Annotated in this window: 33 protein-coding genes and 1 pseudogene; 24 read left to right on the top strand and 10 right to left on the bottom strand. The window is 68.2% G+C overall.

Features of this window, described 5'->3' with window-relative positions:
* Nucleotides 1–2 precede the first annotated feature (2 nt).
* The 12 genes from ACY5J6_RS13210 (at nucleotide 3) to ACY5J6_RS13155 (ending at nucleotide 7,104) form a co-directional block, all read left to right on the top strand.
* Nucleotides 3–401, top strand: a complete 399-nt coding sequence (locus ACY5J6_RS13210; protein WP_462846096.1) for a hypothetical protein — start codon at nucleotides 3–5, stop codon at nucleotides 399–401.
* The gene (locus ACY5J6_RS13205; RefSeq protein WP_462846095.1) at nucleotides 401–1,354 is read left to right on the top strand and encodes a hypothetical protein; all 954 of its coding nucleotides are present in this window, start codon (nucleotides 401–403) and stop codon (nucleotides 1,352–1,354) included. Before ACY5J6_RS13210 ends, ACY5J6_RS13205 begins: the two co-directional genes overlap by 1 nt.
* A gap of 12 nt (nucleotides 1,355–1,366) precedes the next feature.
* Nucleotides 1,367–2,077 (top strand): P-loop NTPase family protein, encoded by a 711-nt coding sequence (locus tag ACY5J6_RS13200; protein WP_462846094.1) that lies wholly within the window; start codon nucleotides 1,367–1,369, stop codon nucleotides 2,075–2,077.
* The gene (locus tag ACY5J6_RS13195) at nucleotides 2,047–2,592 is read left to right on the top strand and encodes a hypothetical protein (RefSeq protein WP_462846093.1); all 546 of its coding nucleotides are present in this window, start codon (nucleotides 2,047–2,049) and stop codon (nucleotides 2,590–2,592) included. Before ACY5J6_RS13200 ends, ACY5J6_RS13195 begins: the two co-directional genes overlap by 31 nt.
* 14 nt (nucleotides 2,593–2,606) lie before the next feature.
* Entirely contained in the window at nucleotides 2,607–3,377 is a 771-nt protein-coding gene (locus ACY5J6_RS13190; protein WP_462846091.1) for a hypothetical protein, read from the top strand.
* Nucleotides 3,378–3,386: 9 nt separating this feature from the next.
* Nucleotides 3,387–3,935, top strand: a complete 549-nt coding sequence (locus ACY5J6_RS13185; protein ID WP_462846090.1) for a hypothetical protein — start codon at nucleotides 3,387–3,389, stop codon at nucleotides 3,933–3,935.
* A 9-nt stretch (nucleotides 3,936–3,944) separates the two neighbouring features.
* The gene (locus tag ACY5J6_RS13180; RefSeq protein ID WP_462846089.1) at nucleotides 3,945–4,748 is read left to right on the top strand and encodes a hypothetical protein; all 804 of its coding nucleotides are present in this window, start codon (nucleotides 3,945–3,947) and stop codon (nucleotides 4,746–4,748) included.
* Between the two features lie 9 nt (nucleotides 4,749–4,757).
* On the top strand, nucleotides 4,758–5,036 hold the full coding sequence (locus ACY5J6_RS13175; protein WP_462846088.1) for a hypothetical protein: 279 nt from the start codon (nucleotides 4,758–4,760) through the stop codon (nucleotides 5,034–5,036).
* Nucleotides 5,037–5,434: 398 nt separating this feature from the next.
* A complete protein-coding gene (locus ACY5J6_RS13170) occupies nucleotides 5,435–5,614 on the top strand; it encodes a hypothetical protein (protein WP_462846087.1) in 180 nt (59 codons plus the stop codon).
* Nucleotides 5,611–5,922: a hypothetical protein gene (locus ACY5J6_RS13165; RefSeq protein ID WP_462846086.1), complete on the top strand. Its 312-nt coding sequence runs from the start codon at nucleotides 5,611–5,613 to the stop codon at nucleotides 5,920–5,922. The genes ACY5J6_RS13170 and ACY5J6_RS13165 overlap by 4 nt, the downstream gene beginning before the upstream one ends.
* 13 nt (nucleotides 5,923–5,935) lie before the next feature.
* Entirely contained in the window at nucleotides 5,936–6,364 is a 429-nt protein-coding gene (locus ACY5J6_RS13160; RefSeq protein ID WP_462846588.1) for a hypothetical protein, read from the top strand.
* 23 nt (nucleotides 6,365–6,387) lie between these two features.
* On the top strand, nucleotides 6,388–7,104 hold the full coding sequence (locus ACY5J6_RS13155) for a glucosaminidase domain-containing protein (protein WP_462846587.1): 717 nt from the start codon (nucleotides 6,388–6,390) through the stop codon (nucleotides 7,102–7,104).
* A 735-nt stretch (nucleotides 7,105–7,839) separates the two neighbouring features.
* Here ACY5J6_RS13155 and ACY5J6_RS13150 read toward each other — a convergent pair.
* Nucleotides 7,840–8,757 (bottom strand): integrase core domain-containing protein, encoded by a 918-nt coding sequence (locus ACY5J6_RS13150; protein WP_462846083.1) that lies wholly within the window; start codon nucleotides 8,755–8,757, stop codon nucleotides 7,840–7,842.
* 478 nt (nucleotides 8,758–9,235) lie between these two features.
* A pseudogene (locus tag ACY5J6_RS13145) lies at nucleotides 9,236–10,009 on the bottom strand (IS200/IS605 family accessory protein TnpB-related protein); the annotation flags it as partial.
* A 62-nt stretch (nucleotides 10,010–10,071) separates the two neighbouring features.
* On the opposite strand from ACY5J6_RS13145, the gene ACY5J6_RS13140 reads away from it, so the two are divergent.
* A protein-coding gene (locus tag ACY5J6_RS13140) for an IS3 family transposase (RefSeq protein WP_462844539.1) occupies nucleotides 10,072–11,243 on the top strand; the annotation gives its coding sequence in 2 pieces (ribosomal slippage) (nucleotides 10,072–10,327 and nucleotides 10,327–11,243; 1,173 coding nt in all).
* A 317-nt stretch (nucleotides 11,244–11,560) separates the two neighbouring features.
* Nucleotides 11,561–11,908, top strand: coding sequence for a hypothetical protein (locus tag ACY5J6_RS13135; RefSeq protein ID WP_462846586.1), 348 nt, complete (start codon nucleotides 11,561–11,563; stop codon nucleotides 11,906–11,908).
* 10 nt (nucleotides 11,909–11,918) lie between these two features.
* Here ACY5J6_RS13135 and ACY5J6_RS13130 read toward each other — a convergent pair whose 3' ends face one another.
* From ACY5J6_RS13130 to ACY5J6_RS13115, 4 genes are all read right to left on the bottom strand, one after another.
* Nucleotides 11,919–12,365 carry a type II toxin-antitoxin system VapC family toxin gene (locus ACY5J6_RS13130; RefSeq protein ID WP_462846585.1) on the bottom strand — a complete coding sequence of 149 codons (447 nt, stop codon included), beginning with the start codon at nucleotides 12,363–12,365 and terminating at the stop codon, nucleotides 11,919–11,921.
* A gap of 504 nt (nucleotides 12,366–12,869) precedes the next feature.
* Complete coding sequence (locus ACY5J6_RS13125; RefSeq protein ID WP_462846778.1) at nucleotides 12,870–13,835, bottom strand: recombinase XerD; 966 nt, start codon at nucleotides 13,833–13,835, stop codon at nucleotides 12,870–12,872.
* Between the two features lie 200 nt (nucleotides 13,836–14,035).
* Nucleotides 14,036–14,251 carry a hypothetical protein gene (locus ACY5J6_RS13120; RefSeq protein WP_462846584.1) on the bottom strand — a complete coding sequence of 72 codons (216 nt, stop codon included), beginning with the start codon at nucleotides 14,249–14,251 and terminating at the stop codon, nucleotides 14,036–14,038.
* A 386-nt stretch (nucleotides 14,252–14,637) separates the two neighbouring features.
* A complete protein-coding gene (locus ACY5J6_RS13115) occupies nucleotides 14,638–14,841 on the bottom strand; it encodes a hypothetical protein (protein ID WP_462846583.1) in 204 nt (67 codons plus the stop codon).
* A 305-nt stretch (nucleotides 14,842–15,146) separates the two neighbouring features.
* Between ACY5J6_RS13115 and ACY5J6_RS13110 the strand changes: the two genes are divergently transcribed.
* From ACY5J6_RS13110 to ACY5J6_RS13095, 4 genes are read left to right on the top strand one after another with little or no spacing between them, the layout of a single operon-like run.
* Nucleotides 15,147–15,443 carry a hypothetical protein gene (locus tag ACY5J6_RS13110; protein ID WP_462846582.1) on the top strand — a complete coding sequence of 99 codons (297 nt, stop codon included), beginning with the start codon at nucleotides 15,147–15,149 and terminating at the stop codon, nucleotides 15,441–15,443.
* 10 nt (nucleotides 15,444–15,453) lie between these two features.
* Complete coding sequence (locus tag ACY5J6_RS13105) at nucleotides 15,454–16,431, top strand: tetratricopeptide repeat protein (protein WP_462846580.1); 978 nt, start codon at nucleotides 15,454–15,456, stop codon at nucleotides 16,429–16,431.
* Complete coding sequence (locus tag ACY5J6_RS13100; RefSeq protein WP_462846579.1) at nucleotides 16,403–16,747, top strand: hypothetical protein; 345 nt, start codon at nucleotides 16,403–16,405, stop codon at nucleotides 16,745–16,747. The genes ACY5J6_RS13105 and ACY5J6_RS13100 overlap by 29 nt, the downstream gene beginning before the upstream one ends.
* A 1-nt stretch (nucleotide 16,748) precedes the next feature.
* A complete protein-coding gene (locus ACY5J6_RS13095; protein ID WP_462846578.1) occupies nucleotides 16,749–18,074 on the top strand; it encodes a nitrilase-related carbon-nitrogen hydrolase in 1,326 nt (441 codons plus the stop codon).
* Here the strand turns inward: ACY5J6_RS13095 and ACY5J6_RS13090 are convergent.
* A complete protein-coding gene (locus tag ACY5J6_RS13090; protein ID WP_462846577.1) occupies nucleotides 17,992–19,401 on the bottom strand; it encodes a CAP domain-containing protein in 1,410 nt (469 codons plus the stop codon). The two genes, ACY5J6_RS13095 and ACY5J6_RS13090, sit on opposite strands and share 83 nt — an antisense overlap.
* A gap of 269 nt (nucleotides 19,402–19,670) precedes the next feature.
* Here ACY5J6_RS13090 and ACY5J6_RS13085 point away from each other — a divergent pair, with 269 nt between their 5' ends.
* The 6 genes from ACY5J6_RS13085 to ACY5J6_RS13060 all read left to right on the top strand — a co-directional run bounded on the left by ACY5J6_RS13085 (nucleotide 19,671) and on the right by ACY5J6_RS13060 (nucleotide 24,698).
* Nucleotides 19,671–19,976 (top strand): DUF433 domain-containing protein, encoded by a 306-nt coding sequence (locus tag ACY5J6_RS13085; protein ID WP_462846576.1) that lies wholly within the window; start codon nucleotides 19,671–19,673, stop codon nucleotides 19,974–19,976.
* On the top strand, nucleotides 19,973–20,320 hold the full coding sequence (locus tag ACY5J6_RS13080) for a DUF5615 family PIN-like protein (protein ID WP_462846575.1): 348 nt from the start codon (nucleotides 19,973–19,975) through the stop codon (nucleotides 20,318–20,320). The genes ACY5J6_RS13085 and ACY5J6_RS13080 overlap by 4 nt, the downstream gene beginning before the upstream one ends.
* Before the next feature lie 322 nt (nucleotides 20,321–20,642).
* Nucleotides 20,643–21,083 (top strand): hypothetical protein, encoded by a 441-nt coding sequence (locus tag ACY5J6_RS13075; RefSeq protein ID WP_462846574.1) that lies wholly within the window; start codon nucleotides 20,643–20,645, stop codon nucleotides 21,081–21,083.
* Nucleotides 21,084–21,119: 36 nt separating this feature from the next.
* Complete coding sequence (locus ACY5J6_RS13070; RefSeq protein WP_462846573.1) at nucleotides 21,120–22,172, top strand: tetratricopeptide repeat protein; 1,053 nt, start codon at nucleotides 21,120–21,122, stop codon at nucleotides 22,170–22,172.
* 4 nt (nucleotides 22,173–22,176) lie between these two features.
* Complete coding sequence (locus tag ACY5J6_RS13065; RefSeq protein WP_462846572.1) at nucleotides 22,177–23,979, top strand: DCC1-like thiol-disulfide oxidoreductase family protein; 1,803 nt, start codon at nucleotides 22,177–22,179, stop codon at nucleotides 23,977–23,979.
* Entirely contained in the window at nucleotides 23,976–24,698 is a 723-nt protein-coding gene (locus tag ACY5J6_RS13060) for a hypothetical protein (RefSeq protein WP_462846571.1), read from the top strand. The genes ACY5J6_RS13065 and ACY5J6_RS13060 overlap by 4 nt, the downstream gene beginning before the upstream one ends.
* A 49-nt stretch (nucleotides 24,699–24,747) precedes the next feature.
* Here ACY5J6_RS13060 and ACY5J6_RS13055 read toward each other — a convergent pair whose 3' ends face one another.
* From ACY5J6_RS13055 to ACY5J6_RS13045, 3 genes are read right to left on the bottom strand one after another with little or no spacing between them, the layout of a single operon-like run.
* On the bottom strand, nucleotides 24,748–26,187 hold the full coding sequence (locus tag ACY5J6_RS13055; RefSeq protein WP_462846570.1) for a CAP domain-containing protein: 1,440 nt from the start codon (nucleotides 26,185–26,187) through the stop codon (nucleotides 24,748–24,750).
* A 12-nt stretch (nucleotides 26,188–26,199) separates the two neighbouring features.
* On the bottom strand, nucleotides 26,200–26,616 hold the full coding sequence (locus ACY5J6_RS13050) for a PIN domain-containing protein (protein ID WP_462846569.1): 417 nt from the start codon (nucleotides 26,614–26,616) through the stop codon (nucleotides 26,200–26,202).
* Nucleotides 26,613–26,864, bottom strand: a complete 252-nt coding sequence (locus tag ACY5J6_RS13045; protein ID WP_462841911.1) for an AbrB/MazE/SpoVT family DNA-binding domain-containing protein — start codon at nucleotides 26,862–26,864, stop codon at nucleotides 26,613–26,615. The genes ACY5J6_RS13050 and ACY5J6_RS13045 overlap by 4 nt, the downstream gene beginning before the upstream one ends.
* Nucleotides 26,865–26,979 lie beyond the last annotated feature (115 nt).

Genomic DNA, 26,979 nt, shown 5'->3' with positions numbered 1-26,979 from the left:
TGGTGGACCCCATCGGGGCCCCGGTAGGGGGAGAGGAAAAGGCCATCCCCTTCCTCACCGCGGCCCAGATCCAGGGCTTCGTGGCCGACCTCTTCGCGGCCTTCGCCCCCCCGGACCGGGAGGAGCGCGTCCGGGCGGCGGTGAACCACCCCGTGGTGGGGGCCCTGCTTTCCGCCATCGGCTACGAGGAGGCCCTGGCCCACTACGCCGCCCGCCTCGGGGCCGCCAGCCTCTCCCCGGCCCAGAGCCTCCTCCTGGGCACCGGCTTCTTGGTGGGGTCCGGGGTGCTGGGCCTGGCCCTGGCCCGGCTAGGGGAGGGGAAGGAGGCCAAGGAAGAGGAGGCGGGGGTGGACCCGGACTTCCGCATGACCCCGGACCGCCCCCTTTGGGGAGGTGAGTGATGCCCAAGCTCATGAAGCGGTTGACCCAGGGGGCCAGCGAGCTGGTGGAGCCCCTGTACGTGGCCGCCATGATCCCCATCATGCTGGCCGCGGGCTGGGTAGCCCTGGCCGCGGCCCCGGTGGCCAGCGCCTGGATCAAACGCCTACAGCCTCCTAAGAACTCGGGAAGCGGGAACGCCGGCGGGGGTGGGGGAGGGGGGGACGACGCCCCCAAGGACCCCTACTTCACCGTGGTGCTGAACCCCTCCTTGGCCGGGGGCAACACCAAGGCCAACCAGAAGCTGGCCGGGATGGTGGCCTACTACCTGGCCCAGGGCAACCCCATCCCGGTGGTGGACCTTTCCACCGTGGGGGGCTACTATGCCCGCCTGCAGAAGATCAACGACCTGGCCCAGCAGGGGAAGAAGCCCTTCGTGGTGACCCTCTCGTCCGCGGCCCTCCACGCCCGGCTCCGGGGGGCGGTGGTCACCGGCGTGGCCCAGGACGTCCCGAACGCCACCCCCCGGGCCAAGACCGTGGCCCAGGAAAGCCTCTCCATGGCTCAGTTCCTGGGCAAGGAGGTGCAGGGGGCCTTCAAGGACGGCGGGGACGGGCGGGCCTACGCGGGGGTGGTGGACCTCTGGAAAGAGCCCACCCTCTTCGGCAACCCCAACGGCATCCCCCCCGAGGACATCTACTTCCACAAGACCCTCTCGGACGGGATAGACCACGGGGGCATCCGCTTGGACTTCCTCAGGCCCGACAAGCCCGCCATCCTGGGCCCAAACGGGCGGCCCGTGGCCGTCCACGGCGTTTGGCTCAACTACCTGGACGGGGAGGTGGACGCCAAGACCCTGAGCCAGATGGCCCAGAACCCCCACTTCGCCCTCCCCGAGCGCATCGCGGGCCGGCTAGCCCGGGCCATCCGCATGTCGGCGGGGTACATCCCCGCCATCCCCCCTGCCCCGAGGTGAAGCATGATCGGGATGAACCGTAGGTGGCTCATCGTGGGGGATTCGGGCACGGGAAAGAGCACCACCGCCCGGGAGGTGGCGGCCCTCTACGTGCCCCGGAAGAAGCGGATCCTGGTCCTGTCCATGTTCCCGGACTGGGGGGCGTGGATCCGGAAGTGGAAGGGGGTCTGGATCCGGGCCACGCGGGAGAGCGTGGGCCGGCTGGACTGGGAGAGCGTCCTTTCCTTCCGGCGGGCTTTCGTGGAGTTCGTGGGCTGGGCCCAGGAAGACGTCCGGGAGGCCCTGGACGCCCTGGCCCTCAGGGTGTGGAAGGGGGACGTGGACCATGGGCTGATCGTTTTGGACGAGGCTCACCTCTTCCTACCTCTGCACGGGGCCAGCCGGGAGTTTGAGCGGCTGATCCTGGGGATCCGCCACCGCCACGGGGACATGCTCTTTATCTCCCAGGCCCCTCAGCGCCTATCCATGCCCGCCCGGGAGCAGGCCAACGTCATCGTGGCCCATCGCCTCTCCTCCAAGGTGGCCCAGGAGCACCTTTTCCGGGTGGCCCCGGAACTCATGCCCTACCAGGAGCGCCTACAGCGCCTCGGGGTAGGGGAGCGTTTTTTGGTGGACGTGGAGAAGAAGGAGGTTTGGTTTTTACCCAAACGTGGACGCCCAGAGCCTTTGGGCGTTGGCATAGGAGGTGAAGGATGGAGATCAACAAGTACAGCCCATACGTGACGCGGTACAAGAACGTCCCGGTGGACCCCGGCCAGCCCACCTACCAGGATGTGTATACCCCCATCCTGGTGATCCAGCCGCCCCGGGACATGGTCTTCTTGGTGGACCCCCAGGAGAAGCTGGTCCTGAAGCTTTACGACGTGGACGGCAACGAGTTCCCGGACGACACCAAGCTCCGGATCAGCCTGCAGGGGGCGGGGGCGGAAAGCCTCCCGGTGCCCATCGGCAAGGCGGTCTACGGGCCCTGGAAGCGCCTGCCCTACACCGACCAGATTGACAACCGCAAAAACAGCTCCCTGGTGGTCTACTTCCCCTCCCTGGGCCGGCGGCCCTTCGCCATCCGCGAAGGGGAAAAGCTCCTGGTGGAGGTGAACGCCCGGGTGAGGATTGACTGGGACGCCAGCAACCCCGGCCTGAGCATGTTCGCCATAGACCTGGACATCCTGACCCTGGCCGAGGCCCAGCGCCGGGCGGCGGCCCTGGGCCGGGCCTTGGCCAGGCGGATGCGGCGCTGAGGAGGTGGTCAGTCATGCGCCGAACCCTACTCACCGCCAACGACTTCACCCCGAGCACCGAGCCCGTGGGCCAGGGGGAGTACGTGATCGCCGAGCGCAAGGTGCCCCCCCTCACGGTGGAGGAGTACCGGGCAGGGGTCCGGCTCTTCGCCCGGGTGCGGGCCCAGGCCGATTTCACCGTGAGCAGCGATGGGGACATCATCACGCTTCCGGTGCCCGGGGTGCGGGTGCCTGAGCTGCCGACAGGGGGCATCCTTTTGCTGGACAAAAACACCTTGCAGGAGTACCCCGTCTTCGTGGGGCATCCCGCCACCCCGCCCGCGGGCTACTACGGGGTGGTGGGCTTCACCCAGGACGGCCTGACCCGGAGGGTGGAGATCCACGGCCCCACCTTTCCCTACGACCTCCGCCTTCTCTGGTATCCCGCCCAGGGCCTGGCCAAGCTCCGGGTGACCCGCAGGGAAACCGGGGTGCGGAAGGACATCCTCCAGGTGGACCTCTTCCGCCTAAACGGCATTGACCACGATGACCGGGAGAAGGTGATCCGCCTGGAGCGGGGGGCCGCGGCCTTCCAGGACCGCTACCTCCAGGTGGTGGTCCAGGGCCTGGTGGACGAGGGCCGGGCGCAAAACGCCTCGTTTTCCGTCACGGTGGTGACCCTAGAGCTTCCGGTGCTGTCCTGGGACGTCAACACCTACGTGCGTCAGCTTTCCCGCGACCTCCGGCGGCCCCTCACCACGGACCAGGCCATGGCCCTGGCCGATGCCGCCTTGGCCAGGGTGTAGGAGGTGGAAATGAAGGACCGCGAACTCCTTTACCTTTTCCTGGGGCTGGGCGGGGGCGTGGCCGCCTACCTGGCCTACCAGGCCTGGAAGAAGAACCAGGTGGTGACCATCCCCATCCAGCACGGGGGCGGTGGGGCGGCTTCCCTTCAGTCCCCTCCTCAGCCGGCCCAGCCCACCATCCCCTCCCAGCCCGCCTGGCCCGGCCTGCCCCCGGCTTACCCGGTCCAGCCCGGGCCGGTGATGGGCTGGTACCAGCAGAACCAGCCCCAGATCCAGCAGGGCCTTTCTGGGATAGACCAGATTATCAGCGGCATCAACGCCATCGGCAACCTCTTCGGGCAGATCGGGGGGCTCTTCGGCGGGGGCTCCACCGCCCCGGCCCCGGACGCCTCCCTGGGGACCACGGACTACTACTGGGACCCCCTTTCTCAGAGCTACACCACCACGCCGTCCGACTTTTCCGAAGGGGGGTCCTGGTTGGGGACGGATAGCCCCTCCTCCTGGGACTTCGGCTATGACTACACCGCCCCGGTGGGAAGCTACGCCGGGTGGCTTTAGGAGGTGCCCGTGAGGCCTTGGATCTACGCCGCCCTGGGTTTAGCCGGCGGGGCCGTCCTGTACCTGGGGTATGAGCGCTACCGCCAGGAGCGGTACGGCCCCCGGGTGGCCGCGGCCTGGGGTGGGGGCCTCACCTCCCGGAGCGCGGTGGCCCTCGCCGCTTCCACCGGGCCCGCCCCGGCCCCGAGCAACCAGACCACCGCCCCGGCCCCGCAACCCCAGCCCGTGCGGCCCCAGCCCGTCATAGCCCAACCCCCATCCCCTTCCCCTTCGCCCCAACCCCTTCCGGGCATACCGAACATCGCGGTGCCCCGGGAGCCCCGCCCCGACCCCATCTTGGAGCCGGACGTCCCCGCCACCACGGACGAGATCACCTCGGACCTGAACCCCGAGCCCGTCTACGTCTCCCCGGACGACCTCCGGCGGGGGGCCCAGATCGTGGGAGCCCTGGCCCCCATCGTGGGCTTCCTGAACCCCGTGGTGGGGGCACTGACGGGGGCGGTGGCCCGGGGTATCGCCACGGTGGCGGATCTGGTGCCCCCACCCCAGCCCCAGCCCGTCCTGGGACAGGACAACCAAAGCCTGCCCGGCTATACGGACTGGCTGGCCTCGGAGAAGGGCTACAATGACCCGCTCTATGAACCCCAGCCCGTGGTGGACTACGGGCCTTCCATTGAACCCGTTCCCGCCCCGGACTTCTCCATCGGCAACGCCTTGGACCAGACGTGGGGCGGGGACTCGGACCTCTTCGCGTGGGGCGGGGACAGCACGGACTTCTCCATCGGCAACGCCATAGGCGACCTTTGGCTTTAGGAGGTGCGCATGAGCGAGACCACCAAGGAGTACCTGAAGTGGGGGGCCCTCGGGGCGGTGGCCGTCCTGGGAGGGGCCTACCTTCTGCACCGCGTGAACCCGGACCTTTCGGACCGGGTAGGGGCAACCTGGCTTCTCCAGAAGTTCCGGCTGGCCCCCACGGTCTACGCGCCGGACCAGGGGACGCCGATTTACCCCGTGGCCACGCCCCCGGCGCCCCTTCCGCCCGTGACCCAAGTGGGCCAGGACGTCACCGGGGTCTCGGACCTGGTGACCGCGTGGGTGTGATATGGCGAAGAAGCAGGCCAATCCCTGGGTCTACGCCCTCGGGGGGGCGGTGGTGGGGGGGCTCCTCCTCTACTGGTGGCGGCACCGCTACCCCATGGCCCCGGTCAGCTTCCATCCCCAGCTCGCGGTGTACCGGGCGGGTTATGGCGGGAGCGAGACCGCCATCACCCCGTTAGGCCTTTCTGAACCCTTGCCCTTGGAAGGCCCCACCACGCCCACTACGCCGGCTCCCGTCCCCCCGTCCCCGTGCGGGTGTAAGGGAGGTGGCCAAACCCAGCCTAAGGTGGTGGTGGATGCTTGGCCGGTTAGCCCGCCACCCCCACCGCCCTCTGGGGGATCCACATGAGCTGGCAGATCCGGTGTGGCCTGGTGACGGGCGTGATCACGAGGGGGTAGACATGGATCCCGCCATGATCACCGCGGTGAAGGAGCTGGGCTCCTTCGCGGTCATCATCTGGCTCCTGCTGGTGGAGATTCCCCAGTACCGATCGGCCATCAACAAGAACACCGAGACCCTGAACCGCATGTCGGAGATCCTGATGCAGATCAGCACCAAGCTGGAAGGGAGGGACACATGAACACGTTTTTGCTCAAAATGGCGCTGAACCTCCTCTTTGGCGCCTACGCCAAGGAGTTCGTGGACCTGGCCCAACGGCTCATCCTGGCCGCGGAACAAAGCGGCGGCACCGGGGAGGACAAGGCCCGGGCCGTCCTGGAAGCCCTCTCCAAGTGGGCCCAGGAAAAGGGGGTCTTGCTCAGCTTCCCGCCGGCCCTCAGGGAAGCCATCTTTCGCCTGACCATAGAGGTGTTCGTCTTCATCCTCAGCCGTCAGGGCCTCATCAACGCCCACAAGCAGGCCTACTACCAGCAAGAGACTTTCGCTTGAGTAGGGGGTAGGGATGGCAGTAACCACCGCGGACCCCACCATCTACGCCACCGGCCTGGCCTACTCCACGACCTGTAGCGCCAAGCCGGTGGCCATCAACCTGTTCACCAAGGTGCGGCGGGCCCCTCACCCCAACGGCATCACCGACCCTATGGGGATTCTGAGCGGGAGCAACACGGCCATCTACGCCGTCCTATCCGATGGGGACGTCCTGGTCCTGGCCGAGCAGCCCCAGTTCAACGCCCTGTTGTGGAACTCCTTCCCGGATGGTCCTACGGAACTCATTATGATCTTGCGTGATTCCATCAGCAAGGAGGAGCTGCGCTTCATGATCTATTCCGATCAAGATAATCAGCAGAAATCCCTCTCCTTCGTCAACCCCATCGTGGTGGCCCCCTTCTGCTTTAACGAGATAGAGATACGGTGGACCAGGTCCGTGTAATAGCGACCGCCTTGGGCGGCCTGGTGACGGTGGCCGTGGCCGCCCTTCTCCCCTATCCCAGGAGGAAGGACATGGGAACGAACCAAAAACCCTTTGACCCCAACGCGAACCAGGGACCCTTTGACCCCAACGTTCTGCCCGATAACCCTGCCCTGCCCAAGGATCCCAGCCGGAGGGCCTTTATCCTCAAGATCGCTCCTCTGGCCAGGCAGGTGCAGGTGCTGACGGGGATACCCGCAAGCGTGGGGATCGCCCAGGCCATTCATGAAACAGGGTGGGGCACATCGGGCATGTACCGGGATTTGAACAACCTATTTGGGTTTAAAGCGGGATGTGATTCTAGTGGAAAACCCAGGCCTCAGGCTAGTTCGCAAGAGTGGCTTGAAGTGGACTGGGTAGCAGTTTTTAGGCCCGTCAATGAGCCTTGTCCATACTTCCGCAAGTATTCCTCGGCTTACGACAGCATTTTAGATTGGGCTTTGCGGTTTTATCGCCTCGTCTTTAAGTTTAAGGCCGATGATGGGTCTATTGCCAAGGCCCTAACTAACCGAAAGAACTGGGATGCTTTTCTTGCATCCGAAGCCTTGTGGAACTATAACTCGTTGCCCAAGGATCCTAGATCTCGGAAATACACCTCTAAGATTCGCAACCTGATTCTTATGCACCAGCTTTACCGCTACGATGTCCCAGTAAACTTTTGGCGGCTTAGACCAGATATAGCCGCCTTGGTGCCCACCTAAAACCATTCATCTGCCGCCTCGGTAGGCCGGGAAGTAAGCCTCACCCGAAATGCGTAATAACCAGTTCGCCCATCATAGTCGGCAACAACACGGATAGTAAGAATGGTGCCTGGTTCAGAGGTTAGAACATCGTTCTTTAGGCTCTTGCACGCTTGCTCTTGAGGGACGTTTCCGATGGCAACCGCATAGAGGAGCCAAGATCCCGGCCCACCTAACGGAAAGTCATAGACATGTTCAGGCCGAACGTGAGCGCTTGCAAAATCAAAAGGGCCGTTCGGCCATAAGCCCGTGATATAGCCGTTCTCACACCTCACCCCGAGGAACGGCACCGCCCTCGAGGTGCCCTCCCCCGAGGCCGCCCTCGAGGTGCCCTCGGGGGCGCTCGCAGGAGCAGGGGGGGTATCCTGGGAGGCCCAGAGGGGGGCGTTGGAAGAGTTTTCGTCCTGAACGGGATTAGCCACCTCTTGCTGGGCCGCGGGGATCCCCGGGGATCCCGCGGATACCTGAGGCGGGTTCTCCAAGGGCAACGCCTGCACCACCGGCGTCTCCCCCTTCGGCACCGAAGTTTCGTAGGCCTTGCCCAGCGCCTCCACCGCCCTTTGGCTCCGGTCGTGGGCCACCAGCAAAAAGGCCGCGGTCAGCCCAATGCCTATGCCCACCAAGAGGGATAGGCCAGCCTGCCTCATACCTCCATCATACCCACGTAACGTGGGAAAGCTTTTACCCAGGCTTAACCTAGGGGTCGGGCCCGGCCAAGGAGTAGTCCAGCACCACGGGCCGGCCCAACAGCTCTTCCGCCCTAGCCTTCGGAGTCTTCCAGCCCAGGGCCATGTGCTCCCGGCGTTCGTTGTAGACCTTGAGCCAGGATACGAAAAGCCCCGGCGCCTCGTCATGGGCCCAAGAGTAAAACTCCTCCCGCGCCGTGCGGTGGGCCCTTTCCACCCTGCCGTTGTACCGGGGGGTGCCGATGGGGATTAGGACCTGCTGAATCCCCCTTTCCCGCAAGAATCGCTCTACCGGGTGCTCCCGGTAAACGTGACTCAGGGCGGCGTAGGTCCATTCCGGCCCGTGGTCGGTGGCCCACACCTTCACCGGGAGGGGGAAGAAGGCCAGAGCCCGGTCAATGAAGTCTACGGCGGCCTGGGGTGTGACCTCGGGGTAAATCCGCGCGAACAGCAAGCGGGTGGCCGCCTCCACCGCGGTGAACTGGTAGGGGCCCTCGGCGTGGACATACAAGACATCCGCCTGAACCCAACCCATGGGCAGGGTTATATCCTTCCGCTTTCGCGGTCCCTGGGCCCGAGGGGTGTGGAGCCCTAGCCGCTCTAAGGCGTGGTAAATGGCCGTGTGGGAGGCTTTCAGTCCCTCCTTTTCCAGGGCCCGCTTGAGCCTCGCCCCGCGAAGGCCCTTCTCCCACAGCTCCTTCACCTTGGCGTCCAAGTCCGTACGGGCGCGGCCACGTTTTGGAGCGTTGGGGCGGTTGTATAGGGCTTCAAACGAGCGCTCCTCCTCATACCGCTTGATCCACTTCCACGCGGTGCTGACGCTGACCCCATGCTTCGCGGCTACCTCACGAAAACTTCGCCCTTCCTGGCGGGCCAGGACCATCTTCAACCGGTGCCTGGCAAGCTGGACGTGGGCCAAACGATTCATAGGGGCCCTCGGGCGGTGCCCATGCGAGGGGCAACTCCCACGTTTCATATCACGGGGGGCTTGCATACCCGTTAGTCCATGCTAAAGTGAAGTTAGGGTACCGTTCGCGAACTCAACGGAAAACACAAGCTCAGGGCTCCCACCCCATTGACAGGGTCTTCCCTCTCGGCTACCCTACTAATTAGGGACTGGGCCCGGGGTTTCCCCGGGCTTAGTACGTTAGGGAAAGATCCAAAGCTGCTCCCACGAAGCTGGATCCCTCAAAAAGGCGAACACTTCGGAGGTCACGCCCCGGGCAGAAAGGCGACCTTCCACAAGCTCCGTGAACCACGCCCGTATCACCTGGTGAGGGGGCTCCAACCCTTTTTCCGCCTTGAGGTGGCGGCCATAAACATAAGCCGGAAAGTCAGCCACAGCAGCCATCCGATGCTGCTTCCCTATCGGGCCTGGGACGCCGAGAACCCTCAGCTTCCCCTGGTTAGCCAAAGCGCACATTTCTGTACGCCGACCCCCCACCAGGATGGGGGCCTAGGCTTCCCTTCCCTCTCTCCCACGGTCCTGTAAGGACGGGCTTGAGGGGGGAAAGATCCCTCGGCACCTCGCGCCCAAGAAGAGGAAGGAAAAGAGCCTCCCTCAGGACCCGCCAGGGATGGGCGCCAAAGAGGTTCCTTCCTTCGGTTGACCCCTTCTGGCTCCCTGGAGAGCCCTGAAAGGCAGAGAGAAGGGAAAGCGCTCGGCGGGCCTTCCCCATCTCCCGGGAAAGCCTCCGCCTGAGGTAGGGGTTCCCCTCGGCCTCCCTGAGCTTTTGGAGTTCCTGGAGGCGGTCCTGGTGGAACCCCTCGGCGTGGGCGAGGAAGGATGGGTCGCGGAGAAGGGCTTCGTACCCTTTGGGAAGCCTCTCGGCAAAGCCCAAGGCCCGCCTCCCGATGACGAAGGCGGCGGCCACGTCCTTGGAGAGGTGGAGCTGGGGGGCGTACTTGAGCATCCCGATGGTGGAGGTGTCCTGAGGCTCCACCTCCACCACCTCCACGCCCCGCTTGCGGGCCAGGGAGTGAATCTTCTCCAGAAGGGAGCGGTAGGCGAAGCGGTGCTGCTTGCGGCGAAAGTGCCGTCCGGTGCCGTCTCCCTTACGGGACTTCCTGAGGTACTTCAGCCTCTCGGTGGCGAGGGCTACCCCGTGCTCCTCCGCCAGGGCGACCACCTGGTGGGCGATTTTCCAGAGCGCCAGTTCTTTAGCCCCCTTGTGAAGTGCTGCCCCAAATTTGGACCACCCCAAGAGAGAGGCTAAGGGGTGTAGTCTGAAGGGGTAGCGAGATGCGCAGGTGGTCAGCGAAGGAAAAGGTAAAAATTGTGTTGGAGGTCTTGTCGGGTCAAAGGACCGTGGCCGAAGCCTGCCGGGCTTATGGGGTGGCGGAGTCCCTCCTTTACCGCTGGCAACGAGAAGACAAGATAGCTTCGCTGACCATGGAGAACGCCCACGCCGCCTTCACCTCCGGCTGCGCGGAGCAGGAGGCCCGTATCCGCGAGCTGGAGCGCCTGGCGGGCCAGCTGGCCCTGGAGGTGGAGGTCCTAAAAAAAGCCTCGGGGCTCTACCGGCAAAGGAAAGGCGGGAGCTGGTGAAGGCCCTCAAGGTACGGGCTACGCCCGTGACCAAGGGAGCCTACCCCCTCCGCCTGCTTTCCCGGGTCCTCGGGGTGCCCCGGAGCACCCTCTACTACCGGCCCCAGGACCCCCCTCCCGAGGAGAGGGCCCTCCGGGAACGCCTGCGGGCCCTGGCGGAGGCCTGGCCCCGGTACGGCTACCGGCGCCTCACCGCCCTCCTGCGGGGGGAAGGTTTCCAGGTGGGAAAGAAGCGGGTGTGCTCCCTGATGCGGGAGGAGGGTCTGCTTCTTGCTCGGAAGCCTCCCCCTCCCAGGACCACCTCCCCAGGGGGCCTTCTCCCGGAAGGGGTGAAGAACCTCCTGCCGGGACTCGCGGTGACCCGCCCGCACCAGGTGTGGGTGGCGGACCTGAGCTACGTGGTCCTGGGGGAGGGGGTGGCCTACCTGGCGGTGGTGATGGACCTCCACACCCGGAAGGTGCTGGGGGTGGCCCTGGGGCCCAGGCTTTCCCAGGGGCTGACCCTGGGAGCGCTGGAGATGGCCTTGAGGGAGGGGTGTCCGGAGGTGCACCATTCGGACCGGGGGGTGCAGTACACCTCCAGGGCGTATGTGGAGCGGCTTTTGGGGCTAGGGGTGCGGCTCAGTTACGCGGGGACGGGGAGGCCTTGGGAGAACGGGCACGCGGAGCGGTTGATCCGGACGATCAAAGAGGAGTGGGTGGCGTTACGGGAGTATAGGACCTTGCAAGAGGCACGGACCTCGGTGGAGCGGTTTGTCTTCCAGGTGTACAACCGTAAGCGTCCTCACTCGGCCTTGGATTACATGACGCCCGAGGCCTTTTCGGAGAGCCTGTTGAAAGGGGGTGGGAGTCCTGACTTAAACTGACGGGTAAGGTGGTCCAAATTTAGGGCCGCAGTACACCTTGCTCCGCCATACCGAGGAGGCGGAGAGGGAGCGCGCCCGCCTCCTCCTCACCCGGACGCCCTCCCTGCCGCCCCATAAGCCTGGCAGGCTTCGGCCACCGTCCTGTGGCCGGACGGGGCCTTCAGGGTCAGCCCTGACGCTCTTCGCCCTTCCCGTTGCCGATGACTCACACGTCTTGTTACCCCTTTGGACTCCGCTCCTCAGCCCCTCTCTTAGGGTGGTCCAGATTTGGGGTAGCCCTTCAGTCGCCCTTTTGTATGCTGAGGAGAGGGGCTAAGGTGGACGGTCAAAAGGCCTTCGGGGTGGTCCTTCTGGGACTCGTTGCCCTTTACTTCGCCCTTCAGGGACGTGATGGGCCCCCGGCTCCTCCTTCCTCCTCTCCCCAAGGAGAGGCCTCCCCCACCTGCCAGGCCCGGGTGTGGGCCGCCACCTTGGGCTACCAGGAGGTGCGGCTCCAGCTTGAAGGGCAGGCCTCCCTCATCCGCCTGGCGTGGCCCCGAGGGGGCCTCGAGGTGGAAACCCCCAAGGTGTGCTCGGCGGGGGAGTGCCGGGTGCCCATTCCCCCAGGAGTGAGGCCCGTGGAGGTGAGGGTGGACGCGTGCCCCCCTATCCGCCTGGGGGAGTGAGGGCCTGGGGTCAGTCCCTCCCTTCCAGGGAAGGCACCCTTACCACGGTCAGGCCCTCCTTCTTGGCCGCCCGGTAGAGGGTTCGGTCAAAGGTGAGAAGGGCGGTGTCCGGGTAGAGCCCATGGAGGAAGAGGGCCCCTTCCCGATGGACGGCATCCGCCCCCTTGAGGGGGTGCCTTTCGCATAGGCGGGCCGCCCTCATGTGCCCTTCCAGGGTGGGGGTGAGGACTTCCAGGTACTCCCAAAGCTCGTAGAGTTCCCGGAGGGCCTTGCGGTAAAGGGGGCGGGTGAGCCTGCCGTCCCTCTGCATGGCGTGGAGGATCCCTACCCCTTCCGGGAGGGCGAAGGCGCTTGCCGCGTGGGCTTGAGCCTGGGAGAAGGCTTCTCGGGCCAGGTCAGAAAGGTCCTCCCGGAGGAGGACCTTGAGGAGGCCGCTGGTTTCTAGGAAGAGCCTCAACGCCTTTGCTCCTGGAGGCAGGCGAGGCTGGACTTGCCAGGCTTGGGCGCCACGGGCTCAGGGAGGGGAGGCTTCCCCTTCTTACGGGGAGGGGTAATGAGGAAGGGGGCCTCCTCCTGGGTTTTGGGGCGCGCCTTCCTAGGCGTGTCCTTAGTCTACCTGGGCAACAGGCCCGAGCAGAGCGCCGGATCAGGGTGTTTCCTTCTGGTACGCAGGAAGCGCCCGTCCCGGAGCGGCCTCGCCCGGCACATGGGGGGTCAAGCCTCCGGTGGCCACGCTCATCTTTGACCCCCTTTGCTTCGGCTACAGCCTGCAGGGCCTCTGGCTCCTCCGCGCCCCCCACCACACACCCTAGCCCCGGGGGGCCTTACGGGCTGTCGGCGGGGACCTGCGCACCAGTGGGCGCTTGGGTTGACCAGTTTTGCCCCCGGATCATTCCCCTGGAATCTTCGTCCGGCTCCACTTCGGTGGAGGCGCGCGGTCGTCCCCGGAGGGCGGGGCGTCTTACCCTTCCTCCCCCCACCCCGGCACCGCCAGGCTCTTCATCCCCGTCCAGTAGGCCACCTTCTCCCTGGGGTGGCCCTCTTTGAGGAAGCGGCGGATGGCCCGCCACCTGAGGGTGAGGACCAGGTCCGCCCGCTGCTTGCCCTGGGGCTTGAGCCCGGCGAAACGGGCGAACTCCTTGAGGACCCACTTGGCCTCCAGGAGGCCTAGAGGCTTCCCGCGGTACTTTCCTGGGGCGGGCTTGAGGAGGAGGTGGGGGTAGGGGAGGGGCTGGTGGGAGGCGAGGAAGTCCCGCTGGGGAAGCCAGTCCCCGAGGACCTCCCGGGCGAAGGGGGAGAGGGGGACCTCCCGGAGCCTGGTCCCCCGCACCAGGAGGCTCTTCTCCCGCACGTCCTCCTTCCAGAGCTCCACCGCCTCCTTCACCGTGAGGCCCACCTCCCCCAGGAGGACCAGGAGGACCCGAAGGAGGGGCCGCCAGTAGGCCAGGGGATAGGCCTCGGCCTTCTCCAGAAGCTCCCGGTACCGCTCCTCGGGCAGGGCCCGGGAGGGGGCCACCACGGGGAGCTCCTGCCGCGAGGGGAAGACCACGTGGGGGGGCATGGGGTGCCCCGCCCAGTCCAGGAAGGGGAAGAGATGCCTCAGCCCCGCCCGGGCCCGCTCCACGGTGCCCCAGGCGAGGGGCCCCCTTTCCCCCCCGGGGAAGCCCTTCTCCTTGACCTCCAGGAGGAAGGCCTTGAGGTCGGAGGCCTCCAGATGGGGCCAGCGCCTTCCCTTCAAGGCGAGCCAGCGCACCCAGTAGCCCAGGTACAAGGGCCCTCCCCGGTCGGGCTTCTTGCGGTGGCGGACCAGGTAGGCCCAGTAGGCCTCCTTCAGGACCCCCTCGTCCCAGCGCTCCAGGGCCTCGCCCACCGCCCGCTTGCGCTCCTCCGGGTGGTCCCAGACCTCCAGCCCAAGCCCCTCACCCATCCTCCCCACCATCTTAGCCACAAACCCCCTCCACCCGCCACCGCCTTGTAGCTAAGACTTCCTCCCCCGCCCTTCCCGCTAACCTTTTTCCCGTCTCCAGCGCCATTCCCGCCCGGGCCCTTTCTCCTCTAGGGTCTAGGTAGGCGGGGTGGGGAGGGGGGAGGGGAAACCAAGGGGAGCGGGGTTGAAGGAGAGCAAGGTCAGGGCACCACCACCCTGATCCCCGCTTGAGGAGGCCTGGCCTCCGCCTCCCCCCGGGGCTCCTCCGGGTCCAAAAGCCCGTCCCCGTCCCGGTCCAGGAAGGCGAGGAGGCGGTAAGTCCCGGGGAAAAGGCCCTCCAAGCGGAAAGGACCCCCCTCCGCCGGGAGGGTGAGGGTCCGGCAGGCCCCCGAGGCGGGGCAGGCCTCCAGGACCACCGGGCGGCCACCTCCCCCACCCGGACCTGGACCTCCGCCTGGGCCTCCCCTGCCGTGAAAAGGATCCGGTAGGCGCCAGGAGGCGTGCCCGAAGGCGCCCGCGCCCGGAGGTAGGCCAGGCCCCGGGCGGGGTTCGGGGCGAGGTGGGCGGCGAGCCCCCCTCCCGGGCCTCAAGGACAAGGACCCCTCCACCCGGAGGGCCATGCGGTCTCCCCGGAGGGGTCCAGGAGGTAGACCCTCTCCTCATCCCCCAGGTAGGGGACGTCTTCAGCGCCCGCGGCGGGGCACGCCATCCCAGAGAAGGGGCCAGGCGCAGGATCTCCCCCTAGGCCTCCTGCCATCCGTCCGCCAGGGTCAATGTGGAAGGCCAGCCTTACACCCCCATCCTACCCGCCCTCCCTGAGAAGCTTGACCAGGGCGAGAAAGGCCTTCTGCGCCCTGGCCTCCTCCAGGGGCCCGGGCTCCGCCACGAAGAGCCTCTCCAGGAGTAGCCCGGGGGCCCGCAAGGGGGAGGACCGGAGGAGGTTGAAGTGCAGGACCATGGCCAAGGGGACCACCAGGGGAAGGAGGAGGGGAGAGAGGAGGCCCAAGGGGAGGAAGTAGAGCCCTCCAGGCCCTCTCCCCCGCCCAGGCCACGGTCCGCTCCTACGGCAACGCCTCGGTGACCGCGACCTACACCGGGCCTCTCTCCGGGACCCTGTGCTACGACACGGACTGCCGGCAGGCGGCCCCGGGCTACTACACCGCCCCGGGGGAGAGCGTGGAGCGGACCTGGACCGAGACCTACTCCGAGTCCTGCCCCCCGGGCTACACGGGGAGCGTCACGGTGACCGAGCAGTGGCGGACGGTGAAGTACTGGACGCCGAGGGAGGGGGGGTTGTCCTCGAGGGGGACCGTGGTCTTCACCAGCGCCACCCGGGACGAGATGGTGGGGACGCAAATGGGAAATAACTGCGAACCAAACAGGGTCACGGATAAAGATAAAAACGCGACCGCTTGGTACTACGTCGACTCAGACGGCAACCCCGTCATCCAGTTCCGTTCCTTCGAGGAAGCCAAGGAGAAGCTGGGCGAGGCGGCCCAATGGCTTCTGGAAAACGGCTTTCTGAAGACAGGCGAGCCGGGGGCCGCGCCCACCTACGACGAGTTGGCGGCGGCGGCGCAGAGCAACGACAATGACGGTAGCAAGTAGACTCCTCTTCTTGGCCCTCCTCCTCGCGGCTCCGACCTTCGCCGAAACCCTCCAGGACCTGGCGGGGCGAGCCGCGAGGGGGGAAGCCGCAGCCCTGGCCCGGCTCACGGAGGCTGCCCGGACCGACCCCAAGGCCCAGGCAGTCCTGGGCACCCTCTACCTGCTCGGGCGGGGAGTCACTCAGAGCTACGCCACCGCTTACCAGCTCTACCAGCGGGCGGCCAACGCCGGGGAGCGGGAAGGCCTCCTGGGGCTGATCCCCCTCCTTTACTACGGCATCCCCCCCGCCCCCTACGACCCCAAGCGGGCCGCCGTCCTCCTCGCCGACCTGGCCGGGACGGGCCTCCCGGAAGCCCAGGCGGTGGAAGCCTACTACGCCTCCCAGAGGGGAACGGGCACCCGGCTCTCCCCTGAGGAGGCCGTGTCCTTGTGGCAAAGGCTCCTACCCGCCTCGGTCTGCGCCCGCTTCTACCTTGGCCAGGCCTTCCTCCTGGGAAAGGGGGTGGAAGCGGACCCCGCGAGGGGCCAGGCCCTTCTGGCGGAAGCGGCGGAAGGGCTTTCCCCCTGCGCCGCCATGGCGGCGGGGGTCCTCGCCACCGGGTACTGGCGGGGCTGGTGGGGCCTTCCCAAGGACCCTGAGAAGGCCATGGCTTGGGCCCTTAGGGACGCCTGGAGCCCGTACGGGGCCGGGGTGCGGGGAGAGCGCTACCTGGAAGAGGGTCGGCTCAAGGACGCCGAGGCCCAGGTGGCCTTCTGGGCCTACCGCGGCTTCCCCGGCCTGGCCTCCACGGCGATGGGGCGCCTCCTCATGGACCGGGACCCCGTGCAGGCGGCGGCCCACCTCATGGTGGCCTACCTCGGCGACCCCGAAGCCCGGGGCTACCTCGAGGCCCTGCGCCGCTCGGGTCGGCTCCCCCCAGAAGCGGAGCGGCGGGCACAGGCTCTGGCGGAGGCCCTCTATGCGGGCGCGGGCCTACCTGCTCGTTAGCCTTGCGGTCCTCCTCCTCGCCTTCGGCCTCCTCTGGCGGAAGGGGCCCGACCCCGTGTCGGCCTGCGCCGCCCTCCCCGGGACGAAGGAGCGGTGGGCCTGCTACGCCAAGGCCTTGCCCTTTCCCGGCCCCACGGAGGCCGAGGCGAAGCGGGCGGCGCGGCGCTGCCGAGGCGCTCCCTACGAGTGCGCCGAGGTCCTGGGGCGGAAGCTCGCCCTCCTCCGGGATCCCAGAACCGCCCGCGAGGCCTGCGGGGTCCTGCCCCGCCTGGCCCGGGCCTACTGCCTGAGGCCCTTGGGGAGCGGAGAAAACTGAGATGGTCCGGGCGGTCCTCCTGGGTCTGTGCGCCGCCTTCGCCCTGGCTCCTTACCCGCTTTGGCCCCTCCTGCCGGCCTTGCTGGGGGAAGCCTTGAGGTTGGAGAGAAGGCAGGGAGCGGTCTTCTTCCTGGCGCTCTACGGGGCGTGGTCCTGGCCGCTCCTGCGGGTCCTCCTCGGCGAGGCGGGGGGGCTTGGAGGGCTGGACTACCTCCTCGGCCTCCTCCTCTACGCCGCCCCCGCCGCCCTGGCCTTTCTCCTGCCCGAGCCGTGGGCGCGAGCGGGAGCCCTGGGCGTGGCGGAGATCGCCCGGAGCTACCTGGGCGAGCCCCTGGGCCTCCACCTTGCCCTCCTCGGAGAAGGGCTCGTGGAGACCCCCCTCCGGCTCCTCGCCGCCTGGGTGGGCCCCCACGGGCTAAGCCTGGTCGCGCTTCTCCTCTCGGCCTTGTGGGCGGAGGGACGGCGCTGGGCGCTCCTGCCCCTCCCGGCCTCTCTCCTCCTCATCCCCCTTCTTTCCCAGGCCCAAGGAAACCTTCCCGCGGTCTTGGTGGAGGCGGGAACCCCCCTTGAGGTGAAGCTCCAGGGGCTGGACCTGGGTCGGGTGTACCGGGACCTCACGCCCGAGGGCCCGGGGCTCGTGGTCTGGCCGGAGACGGCCACCGCCCTGCCTCCCAGCTACCCCCTCTGGGTGGGGGGCGTGGAGACGGGCGGCAGCAGCCGGGGGGTCCTGGTAGTGGACGGGAAGCCCGCGGCCTGGCGGGACAAGGCTCTGCTCACCCCCTTCGCCGAGGGGCTGCCCTACTTCCGGGAGCTCGGGGGGTTCTACCGGAAGCTCGGCCTGGCCCCGGACCGCCTGCCGGGGGAGGTGCACCCCCTCGGGTCCTACGGGGTCCTCCTCTGCTTCGAGGCCACCTCCCCGCGCCTCGCCCGGAAGGTCGTCCTGGAGGGGGCGCGGGTCCTCCTCGTACTCACCAACGAAGGCTGGTTCGACGGGACCCCCTTCAAGGCCTACCGCCTGGCCCAGGACCGCCTGCGGGCGGTGGAGACCGGGCGCTGGCTCCTCCGGGCGGCGGAAACCGGGCCCACAGGGGCGGTGGACCCCCTGGGGCGGGTCCAAGGCCTTCTGCCGGAGGGGCGGGGCTACGTCCGGGTCTCTTACGAAGAGCGCTCCGGCCTCACCCCCTACACCCGGTGGGGCGAGGCCCCCGCCTTGGCGGGGGCCCTGCTGCTCCTGGGACTCGGGCTCAGAAAAGGGGGTAGAGCAAAGAGTCCGCCACCCGGAAGGACCAGGTCTTCTCCACGGTCTGTCCGCCCACGCGCGCCGTGAAGCTCACCTGGTAGGCCTGCCCCAGGGCCAGGGGGTCGTGGGGCAGGACGAGGACGGCCCCGTAGGCGGAGAGGGTGTTCTTCCCCGCCGGACCGTACTGTCCGTCCGAGGAGTAGTACTGATCGCTGCCGTAGGCGCAGACCGGGACCTCGGTCCCGTCGGAAAGGCGGACCAGGCGGGCCCAGAGGACCCGGGTGGAGGTCCAGGCGTTCCCCGAGGCGTCGCTGGCGTAGGTGATGGGGAAGCCGTAGCGGGGCTGCACCCCGTTCACCCACTCCCAGGTCCAGGAGAGGCCGGACCGGGAGAGGAAGGGGGGGACTGGGGCCTTTTCCGGGGCGCGACAGGTCTCCAGGGGGTCGGGGTTCTCGCCACTAGCGAAGTCCCCCAGGGGGAGGTCCCGGTCGGGCGCGGGCACCAGGACCTCGCGGTTCCAAGGAGAGGAGGAGGGGTTTCCCGCGGCGGTCACGGCTATGTTGGTGATCACGTTGGAGTACTGGCAAAAGGGGAGGACCGCCTGGAAGTTCCCGTAGCCCCCGGTGGAGAGGGAGCCCTCCAAGAGACCGAAGCGGTGGAAGGGGGCGATGAAGAGACTGTACACCGGAGGATTGGGGTCGTAGTCGAAAGAGCTCGCGTCCCCCAGGTCGTTCCCTGCCACCGAGGCGCCCTCGGGGGAGGCGAAGGGGTAGCCGGGGACCTCGCTATGGGCGTAGAGGTTGGGGTTACAAGCCACGTGGCCATTGTAGGCGTAGTAGCGCGCATGCAGCCAGCCCCGGTAGGCGAGCTCGGGGTCTTCCTGCTGCAGGGGCGGGACCCCGGCGTACTGCCGCAGGAAGTTCCAGGTGTCGAAGCCCGAGCGCTGCCCCGGCTTGAGCACCCTGAGGTAGAAGGGCACCACCTCCTCCACCGCCTTCCCCGAGGCGTCCTGCCCCGAGAGGACGAGCTCGTACTTGAAGGGGCCCTGGGAGAGGGCGCCCGGGTCCACCCGGAAGGTCAGGGCGGCGGTGGGGCTCGCGGGGGTCAGGGCGTAGCTCCCCGTGGGGTGGGCCACCCCGGGGTAGCGGCTCGCGTCCCAGCCCGGGCAGTTGGAGGTGCCCTTGGCGCAGGGATCGGCGAGGCGCACGGTGAGGGTCACGGAGGCCACCTCGGGGTCGTTGAAGGTCGCCCGCACCGGGACCTGGACCTCGCCCCCGGGGGCCACGGTCTGGAGGGGGGAGGGGAGGTCCAGGGCCCCCGTGAAGGGCTTGGGCTGAAGGCCGGGAAGGGTCAGGTTGCCGCAGGCCGCGAGGAGGAGGGCGGCCAAGGGGAGGAAAACCTTGGTCTTTCCCATCTCGGGGGGATTTTAACTCGGGCCCGGGGCTTCCGGTGGACCCACTACGATTTCCTCCCCAGGAAAGCGGGCGTCCAGGGTATAGACCCGCTTCACCCCAGAGGCCAAAGCCGCCGCCCAGATCACGGTGCTCTCAGAGGAAATCCCCTTCATCACGAGCGGGGGCCATAGGGTACCAGCTTTCTCGTTTCCTAAAGGGCCGCACATAGCGACGCGACATGAGCGACCAGGCTTATTGGCTAGACTGCCCCGAGTATACTGAGAGGCGCATGGTCCTGACCGAGCGGATCCCCCTGGTGGCGGACGAGGCCGGAGGCCTCCGGGTAGAGGGCACCCGGGTCTACCTAGAAGACCTCCTGGACGCCTACGAGGGGGGCCTCTCCCCCGAGGAGATGGTCCTGGCCTACCCCATCCTGAACCTCGCGGACGTGTACGCCATCCTGGCCTGGGCCCTGCGCCACCCGGAGGAGGTGGCCGCCTACCGGAAGAGGGTAAAGAGGGAGGCCCGAGAGGCGGAGGAGCGGGCCAGGGCCCACCTTCCTAAGGCCCTTCTAGCCCGGCTGGGTAGGGCGTGAGGCTCCTACTGGACGAGAACGTGGAGAAGGCCCTCCTCCTGGGCCTGAGGCGGCGCCACCCTGGGCTAGACGTGGTGCGGGTGGTGGATGTGGGCCTTGGAGGGAGGTCGGACCCCGAAATCCTGGAATGGGCTGCCAGGGAAGGGCGGGTGGTGGTGTCCCGGGACCGGGCTACCCTGAGCGCCGAGGCCGCGCGGCGCATAGAGGGGGGCAAGCCTATGCCGGGACTCATCCTCTTGCGCCGGGGCGTTGGCGTAGGCCGGATCCTAGAGGATCTGGAGCTCCTCTTGGCTACCGCGTGGCCCGGGGAGCTGGAGAACGCCATCCTGTACCTCCCTCTCTGAGTTTGGGGACAACTCTAGGAACGCAAGTGCGGGACCTTATGGGGCTGCCCTCGGAAGTGGCGGCTCTCAGAGCCTCTCCGCCCTGCCCCAGGTCCGCGGGACCTCGGCGAGTGCAGAGGCCTCGGTCTCGAGGTCCCAGGGCTCCGTCTCCTGGACCGAGGTCTACACCCTCCAGTCCGTCTCCCCCGCCCAGGCCACGGTCCGCTCCTACGGCAACGCCTCGGCGACCGCGACCTACGCCGGGCCCCTCCCCGGCACCCTCTGCTACGACGCGGACTGTCAAGGGGCAGACCCAGGCTACTACACCGCCCCGGGGGACAGCGTGGTGCGGACCTGGACCAAGACCTACTCCCAGTCCTGCCCCGCGGGCTACACGGGGAGCGTCACGGTGACCGAGGAGTGGCAGACGGTGAAGTACTGGACGCCGAGGGAGGGGGGGTTGTCCTCGAGGGGGACCGTGGTCTTCACCAGCGCCACCCGGGACGAGATGGTGGACAGGAAAGAGGAGAAGGACTGCGAGCCGAGGGAACCAACGAGAAAGGATACGAAGCCCGATGACCCACCGGACACCCAGACCGACTCAACGGAGACCGACCAAGACCAGTCCGAAGAGGATCCCGTCGATTGGTCGAACGTCAACCTGGACATAGGAGTTCCAAGCGGTCGAAATACGCAGGTATCGGCCCGTGGAAAGTATCCGGACCCTCCTCCCAAAAAGACCGCCCTTTCCCTTTTCCTGCTCCCCAGGCAGGGGCTTTGGTGAGAAGGGGGCGGGTAAAATCTACCTGGGAGGTTAGAGATGAACCAAGTCGCACGCACGCAGGCTTCCCTCCTGATCCGGTTCGTCGTCCTCGGTGCCCTTCTCGGGGCCAAGGCCCTCGCCCTCTCCGTCCAGGAAGGCTGGCAGCTGGTAGTCCGGGCGGAGTCGGGGGACCGGGCCGCCCTGCAGGCCCTGGTCCAGGCCTACCAGGCCCAGGACCCGGAGGCCGCCGCCGCCCTCGGGGTGCTCTACCTAAACGGCGTCGCCTACCCGCGGGACCTGGCCCGGGCGAAGGAGTACTTTGACTGGGCCTTCTCCCGGGGAAGCGCCTGGGCGGGCTACTGGCTTGGCGTCCTCTACGCCAACGGGATCGGGGTGCCCGAGGACCAGGAGGCCGCGCTCAAGTACGTGGACGCCTCGGCGGAGCGGGGCTACGTCGGAGGCAAGCTGGCGGGGCTCCTCTTCCGCCTCTTCGACGGCAAGCTGAAGTACGAAGACTACGTCTCCCAGGCGGAGGCGGAGGCGGCCAAAGCCCCCGAGGACCCCGTGGCCCTCGGCATCAGGGCACGGCTCGCCTCCGACCGGGCCTACCAGGCCAAGAACCCTGAGGAGCAGGGGAGGTTCCTCGCCGAGGCCCGGGAGCTCGCCCGCAAGGCGGCGGAGGGCGGCCACTTCATCTACCGCGGCTGGTACGCCTACATGCTCTACTTCGGCCTGGGGGGCGAGCCCGACCAGAAGCGGGCCCTGGAGCTCGCCCGACCGCTCACGGGCTTCGAACCTAACGCCACGGGCCTCCTTGTCTGGGACCTCTACTTCGGCAACGTCCAGCCCCAGGGCCGCCCCCAGGCCTGCCGGCTCGCCGGGGAGTACTTCGCCCGGCCCGAGCTCCGCGTGAGCGCAATACTCCGCGCCGTCTACGGCCTCTGCCTCATGGACGGGGGCAAGCGCGTGGAGGGCTTCGCCCACCTCCTGAAGGCCGCGGGCCGGGACCCCCTCTTCCTCCCGGCTCGGGCGTTGGCCAAGGAGCGGGCAAAGGGGCTCTCCAAGGAGGAGCTGGAGCGGGCCAAGGCCCTCCTCAAGGACCTGCCCTAGACCCATGTCCCCCGCTCTCCCCCGCGCCTTCCGCCTCCTGCGACGGGCGGGGGAGCTTCTTTCCCGCCCCTTCGTCCTCTCCCTGACGAGCGTCACCGCCTTCCGCCTCCTCCTCGCCCTCGCGGTCCTCTACGACCTCCTCCGCTGGCGGCTCCCCTGGTTCAGGGTCTGGTACACGGACGGGGGGCTCTTCCAGGGGGACGAGGTGTACCGCCTGGTCCCGCCCGTCCTGCCCTTCTTCTTCGGGCATCCCTTGCTCTCCCACCTCCTCTTCGCCCTCCTCGTCCTCGCTGTCCTGCTCTTCGGCCTGGGCTACCGCCCGCGGACCATGGCCCTCTTGGCGGGGGTCCTCCTCCTGGCCCTGGACGCCCGGAACCCCTGGCTCCTGAACACGGGGCACGCCCTCATGCCCGCCTTCTTGCTCCTCTCCGTCCTCCTTCCCCTGGAGGGCTCCTGGGGCGTCGGAGCGGCCCTCTTCCGCGGGCCCGTCCCCGAGGCGGTCCGCACCCCGGTCCTCCTCCCCTTCCTGCTCCTCGCCTTCACCGCCTACTTCCTGAACGCCGTCGCCAAGGACTTCGAGGCCTACTTCGCCCGGGCGGACGCGGTGGCGAACGCCCTCATCAGCTACGGCACCGTCCCCGGGGTCCTGTTCCTGGAGCGGTTTCCCGGGGTCCTGCCCTGGCTTTCCCGCTACACCTGGCTGGTGGAGGCGGGAGCCCCCTTCCTCCTCCTCTTTCCCCCCTGGCCCCTGAGGCTCCTCGGGGTGGGGCTCCTCATGAGCCTCCACCTGGGCTTCCTCCTCTTCCTGGACATAGGCAGCTTTCCCCTGGTCATGCTCGCCTTCCTGGCCCTCTTCGTCCCCCCGGAGGCCTGGCGCCTCCTCGGGAGGCTTTGGGGGAAGCTCAGGGGAGAGGGGCGGGCGGTGGTCCACTACGACGGGGGGTGCGGCTTCTGCGCCCGGATAAGCGAGGTCCTCGTCCGGCTCCTCCTCGCCCGGGTCGAGGTCCGCCCCGCCGAGGGGGAGGCCCTCGCCTTGCTGGAGGCGAGGCGGAGCTGGGTGGTGGAGCTCGGGGGGCGGTACCACGTGGAAGGACGGGGCTTCCAGGCCCTGCTCCTCGCCTCCCCCTTCCGTCCCCTCGCCCTCCTCTGGCGCCTCCCGGGCTTCGCCTGGCTGGCGGACCGGGCCTACCGCCTGGTGGCCGACCGGAGGCCCTCCCCGGCCTGGACCCGGGCCCACCTCCCCGCCCTGGCCTTCCGCCCCCCGGGGAGGCTCCACGTGGCCCTCGCCCTCCTCTTCTCCCTGGCCTACGGGGCCTACTCCCTCTACGGGCCCTGGGACTACCGGAAGGCCCCGGAAACGCTGGCGGGGAGCCTGGAAGCTTTAGGCCTCGACCTGCGCTGGGGGCACTTCGCCCCCGCCCCCCCGAAGGAGGCCATCTGGGTCGGGGCCGTGGGGGTGACCCTCACCGGGCGGGCGGTGGACCCCTGGCGGGCGCTTCTAGGCTTCTCCCCCGAGTACCGCCCCGAGGAGGTCCCCCGCTTCCCCGTCCTCCTCTCGGGGGGCGAGCACTGGCGGAAGGTCTGGTGGGAGGTGAACCCCCAAAGCCCCTCGGGCAGGCTCCGAGCGGAGGGCCTCGCCCGCTACCTCTGCCGCTTCTGGAACGAGGGGCGCGCCCCCACCAGCTGGATCGCCAGCGTGACCCTCTACCGCTACTGGGCGAAGCCGGGGTGGAAGCGGCCCGGGCGGTCCCTCCTCGCCCACGTGTCCTGCGCGGTGGAGGAGGGCTCCTTGGAGGTGAAACCGTGACCGCGAGAAGGATCCTCGGCGCCTTCGGCCTCCTTATCCTGGTCCTCCTCCTCTTCCTCGGGGGGGCGGCCTGGGCCCTCTACCTGCAGACCAAGGGGGGGAAGCCCGCCTGGCGGCTCGGCGCCGCCCTGGGGCGCCTCCACCTGCCCGTCCCCCTGGCGGAGGGGGCCTGCCGCCTCCTCGCCCGGGAGGACCTCCCCCTCTGCGCCCGGGGGTACATGAGGAAGCGGCTCGCGGGGCCCCTGGTGGGCAACCCCACCGCCCCCTGCCGGGGCCTTCCCCCGGCCATGGCCCGGGCCTGCTCCGAGGTCCAGGGCCTGCGGCTGGTGGAGGAAGGGGTCTCCCGGTCCGCGGTGGTGTGCGAGGCCATGCCCTACCCCGAGGCCTGCGCCCTCTACGTGGGCCGGGCGGCCTTCTCCCGGGGGGGATTCCACCTGGGAGGGGAGCGGAGCGCTGAAAGGATCTGCGCCCAGGGGCGGGGGGAGCTCCTCGCCTACTGCCGCGTGGGGGCGAGCATGGAGGCGGTGGAGCGGACAGGAGAAAAGATCCTGAGGGCGGCGGAGGAGTTCTGCTCCCCCTACGGGGAGGAGCTCTGCTGGCGGGGCCTCGCCTCCGCCCTCCTCGCCACCCGGCCCCGGGAGGAGGCCCTGAAGGCCTGCGCCCTCCTCTCCCCCCTCGGGGCCGCCCGGTGCGTGGCCCTGGTGAAGGGGGCGAGGTAGGGGAAAGGCCAAGGGGGAGGGGCCAGGCCCCTCCCCCTCTTCTAGGCCTCTAGCGCCCCTCCTGGAGCTCGAAGGAGGGCTCCACCCGGAGGGGCCTGAGGTCGCCCTGGGCCGCCACGGAGAAGCGCCAGGTGAACTCCCGCACCTCGCTCCCCAGGCGCACCTTCAGGTAGGCCTCGTACTCCGCCCCGGGGGTGAGGGGGTCGTGAGGGAGGGCGACGACGGCGCCCCGGCCCCGAAGGCCGTTCAGGGCCCTCTGGCGCCAGAAGTCCCGCCCCTCCCAGTACTGCAGGCTGCCGTAGGCGCAGAGGAGGTTCAGCGCCCCGTCGGAGAGGCGGGTGAGCCTGGCGTCCAGGACCTGGGTGTCCACGGGGGAGGAGGGGAAGGTCTGGAGGGTGAGGGGGAGGCCGATGGGGGTGCGCACCACGCCCGTCCCGTCGTCCCAGGTAAGGCCCTCCTGGGTCAGGAAGGGGCGGACCTGGGGCATGGAGGGGTGGGAGCAGGGCGCAGTGGGGTTGGGATTCTCCCGGCCCTGGTAAAGGTTCAAGGGCACGGTTTTATCGGGGGCAGGGAAGAGGACTTGCCCAACGTTAGGTGGGTATTCGTAAAACTTGGGCAAGGTAGCCGAAGAGCGCCCAAAGCCGTCCCCATAACCCGGTATCGGCCCCAGGTCCTTGTAAATCCCGAAGCCTCCGTTTACCGCCCGGGGGTCGATTAGTGGCAGCCGATGGTAAGGAGCAGCAATCCACCAGTTTACGGAAGCTTCCTCAGGAGGCCAGTAGGGCTGACCATTCATCTTGTACAAGTAGATCCACTCGTTCCCCTTAACGCCCGCCTGCTGCCCCCAGGAGCTGGCAAAGGGTTGGGAAAGGTCCTCATTATGGGGGAGCTGGTTGGGATAGTTCATCGCCATGTAGCGGCTGTGCAGCCAGGCCCAGAAGCTCCACTCGGGGTCCTCCTTCACCCGGGGGAGGTCCAGGTAGTCCCGCCAGAAGTTCCAGGCGTCCATCCCCGAGCGCTCCCCGGGGGCGAGGACCTTCAGGTAGAAGGGCACCACCTCCTCCGCCGGTTTCCCCGAGGCGTCCTGTCCCGAGAGGACGAGCTCGTACTTGAAGGGGCCCTGGGGAATAGCGCCCGGGTCCACCCGGAAGGTCAGGGCGGCGGTGGGGCTCGCGGGGGTCAGGGCGTAGCTCCCCGTGGGGTGGGCCACCCCGGGGTAGCGGCTCGCGTCCCAGCCCGGGCAGTTGGAGGTGCCCTTGGCGCAGGGATCGGCGAGGCGCACGGTGAGGGTCACGGAGGCCACCTCGGGGTCGTTGAAGGTCGCCCGCACCGGGACCTGGACCTCGCCCCCGGGGGCCACGGTCTGGAGGGGGGAGGGGAGGTCCAGGGCCCCCGTGAAGGGCTTGGGCTGAAGGCCGGGAAGGGTCAGGTTGCCGCAGGCCGCGAGGAGGAGGGCGGCCAAGGGGAGGAAAACCTTGGTCTTTCCCATCTCGGGGGGATTTTAACTCGGGCCCGGGGCTTCCGGTGGACCCACTACGATTTCCTCCCCAGGAAAGCGGGCGTCCAGGGTATAGACCCGCTTCACCCCAGAGGCCAGGGCCGCCGCCCAGATCAGGGCGTCCCCGAAGGAGACCCTCCTCGAGGGGCGGCAGAGGAGGAGGGCCCGCATCCAGAGTTCCTTGTCCCCGCCCACCGCCTTCAGGTTCTCCTTCTGGAGGAGGGCCAAAAGGGCGTCCACCGCCTCCTTCCGGGGCACGCCGTACACCGACTCCAGCACGTAAGCCGTCTCCACCAGGGCCACCTCCGTGATCCCTAGGGCCTCCTCCCCGTCCAGGACCTGGGCGGCCTTCTCCGCCAGGTGGGGCGGGTCCCCGGTGAGGTAGCGTACGAGAAGGCTCGAGTCCACCAAGGCCTTCACGCTTCCTCCCAGGAGGCCCGCCAGGCCCTCTCCCGCGCCCGTGGCCAGGCCTCCTCGGAAACGGTGCCCCGGATCCGGTCCCGGAGGAGCCCTTTGAGGGAGGCCTTGTGGGGCGGGGGGAGGAAGTAGAGCTCCACGTGGTCCCCCACCAGGCGCTGGACCACCCGCCAGCCGGGGCCGATTCCCAGGCGCTCCCGGATCTCCTTGGCGATGACCACTTGCCCCTTGGGACCTACCGAGTAGGTCATGGTACAACCTCCTCGCTTCAGTATAACCCAAGCCCGTCCCCCTTCCCGGCCCTGGGCACCGCCTTTGGGGTTCCTAGGGGAGAGGGCGGGGAGCCGGTTCCACCCCCGCCCCCTC

Source organism: Thermus sp. H19.2 (assembly GCF_054979525.1).
The sequence above is the reverse complement of the archived record's forward strand: the minus strand, read 5'-3'. Positions and strand labels throughout refer to the sequence as shown.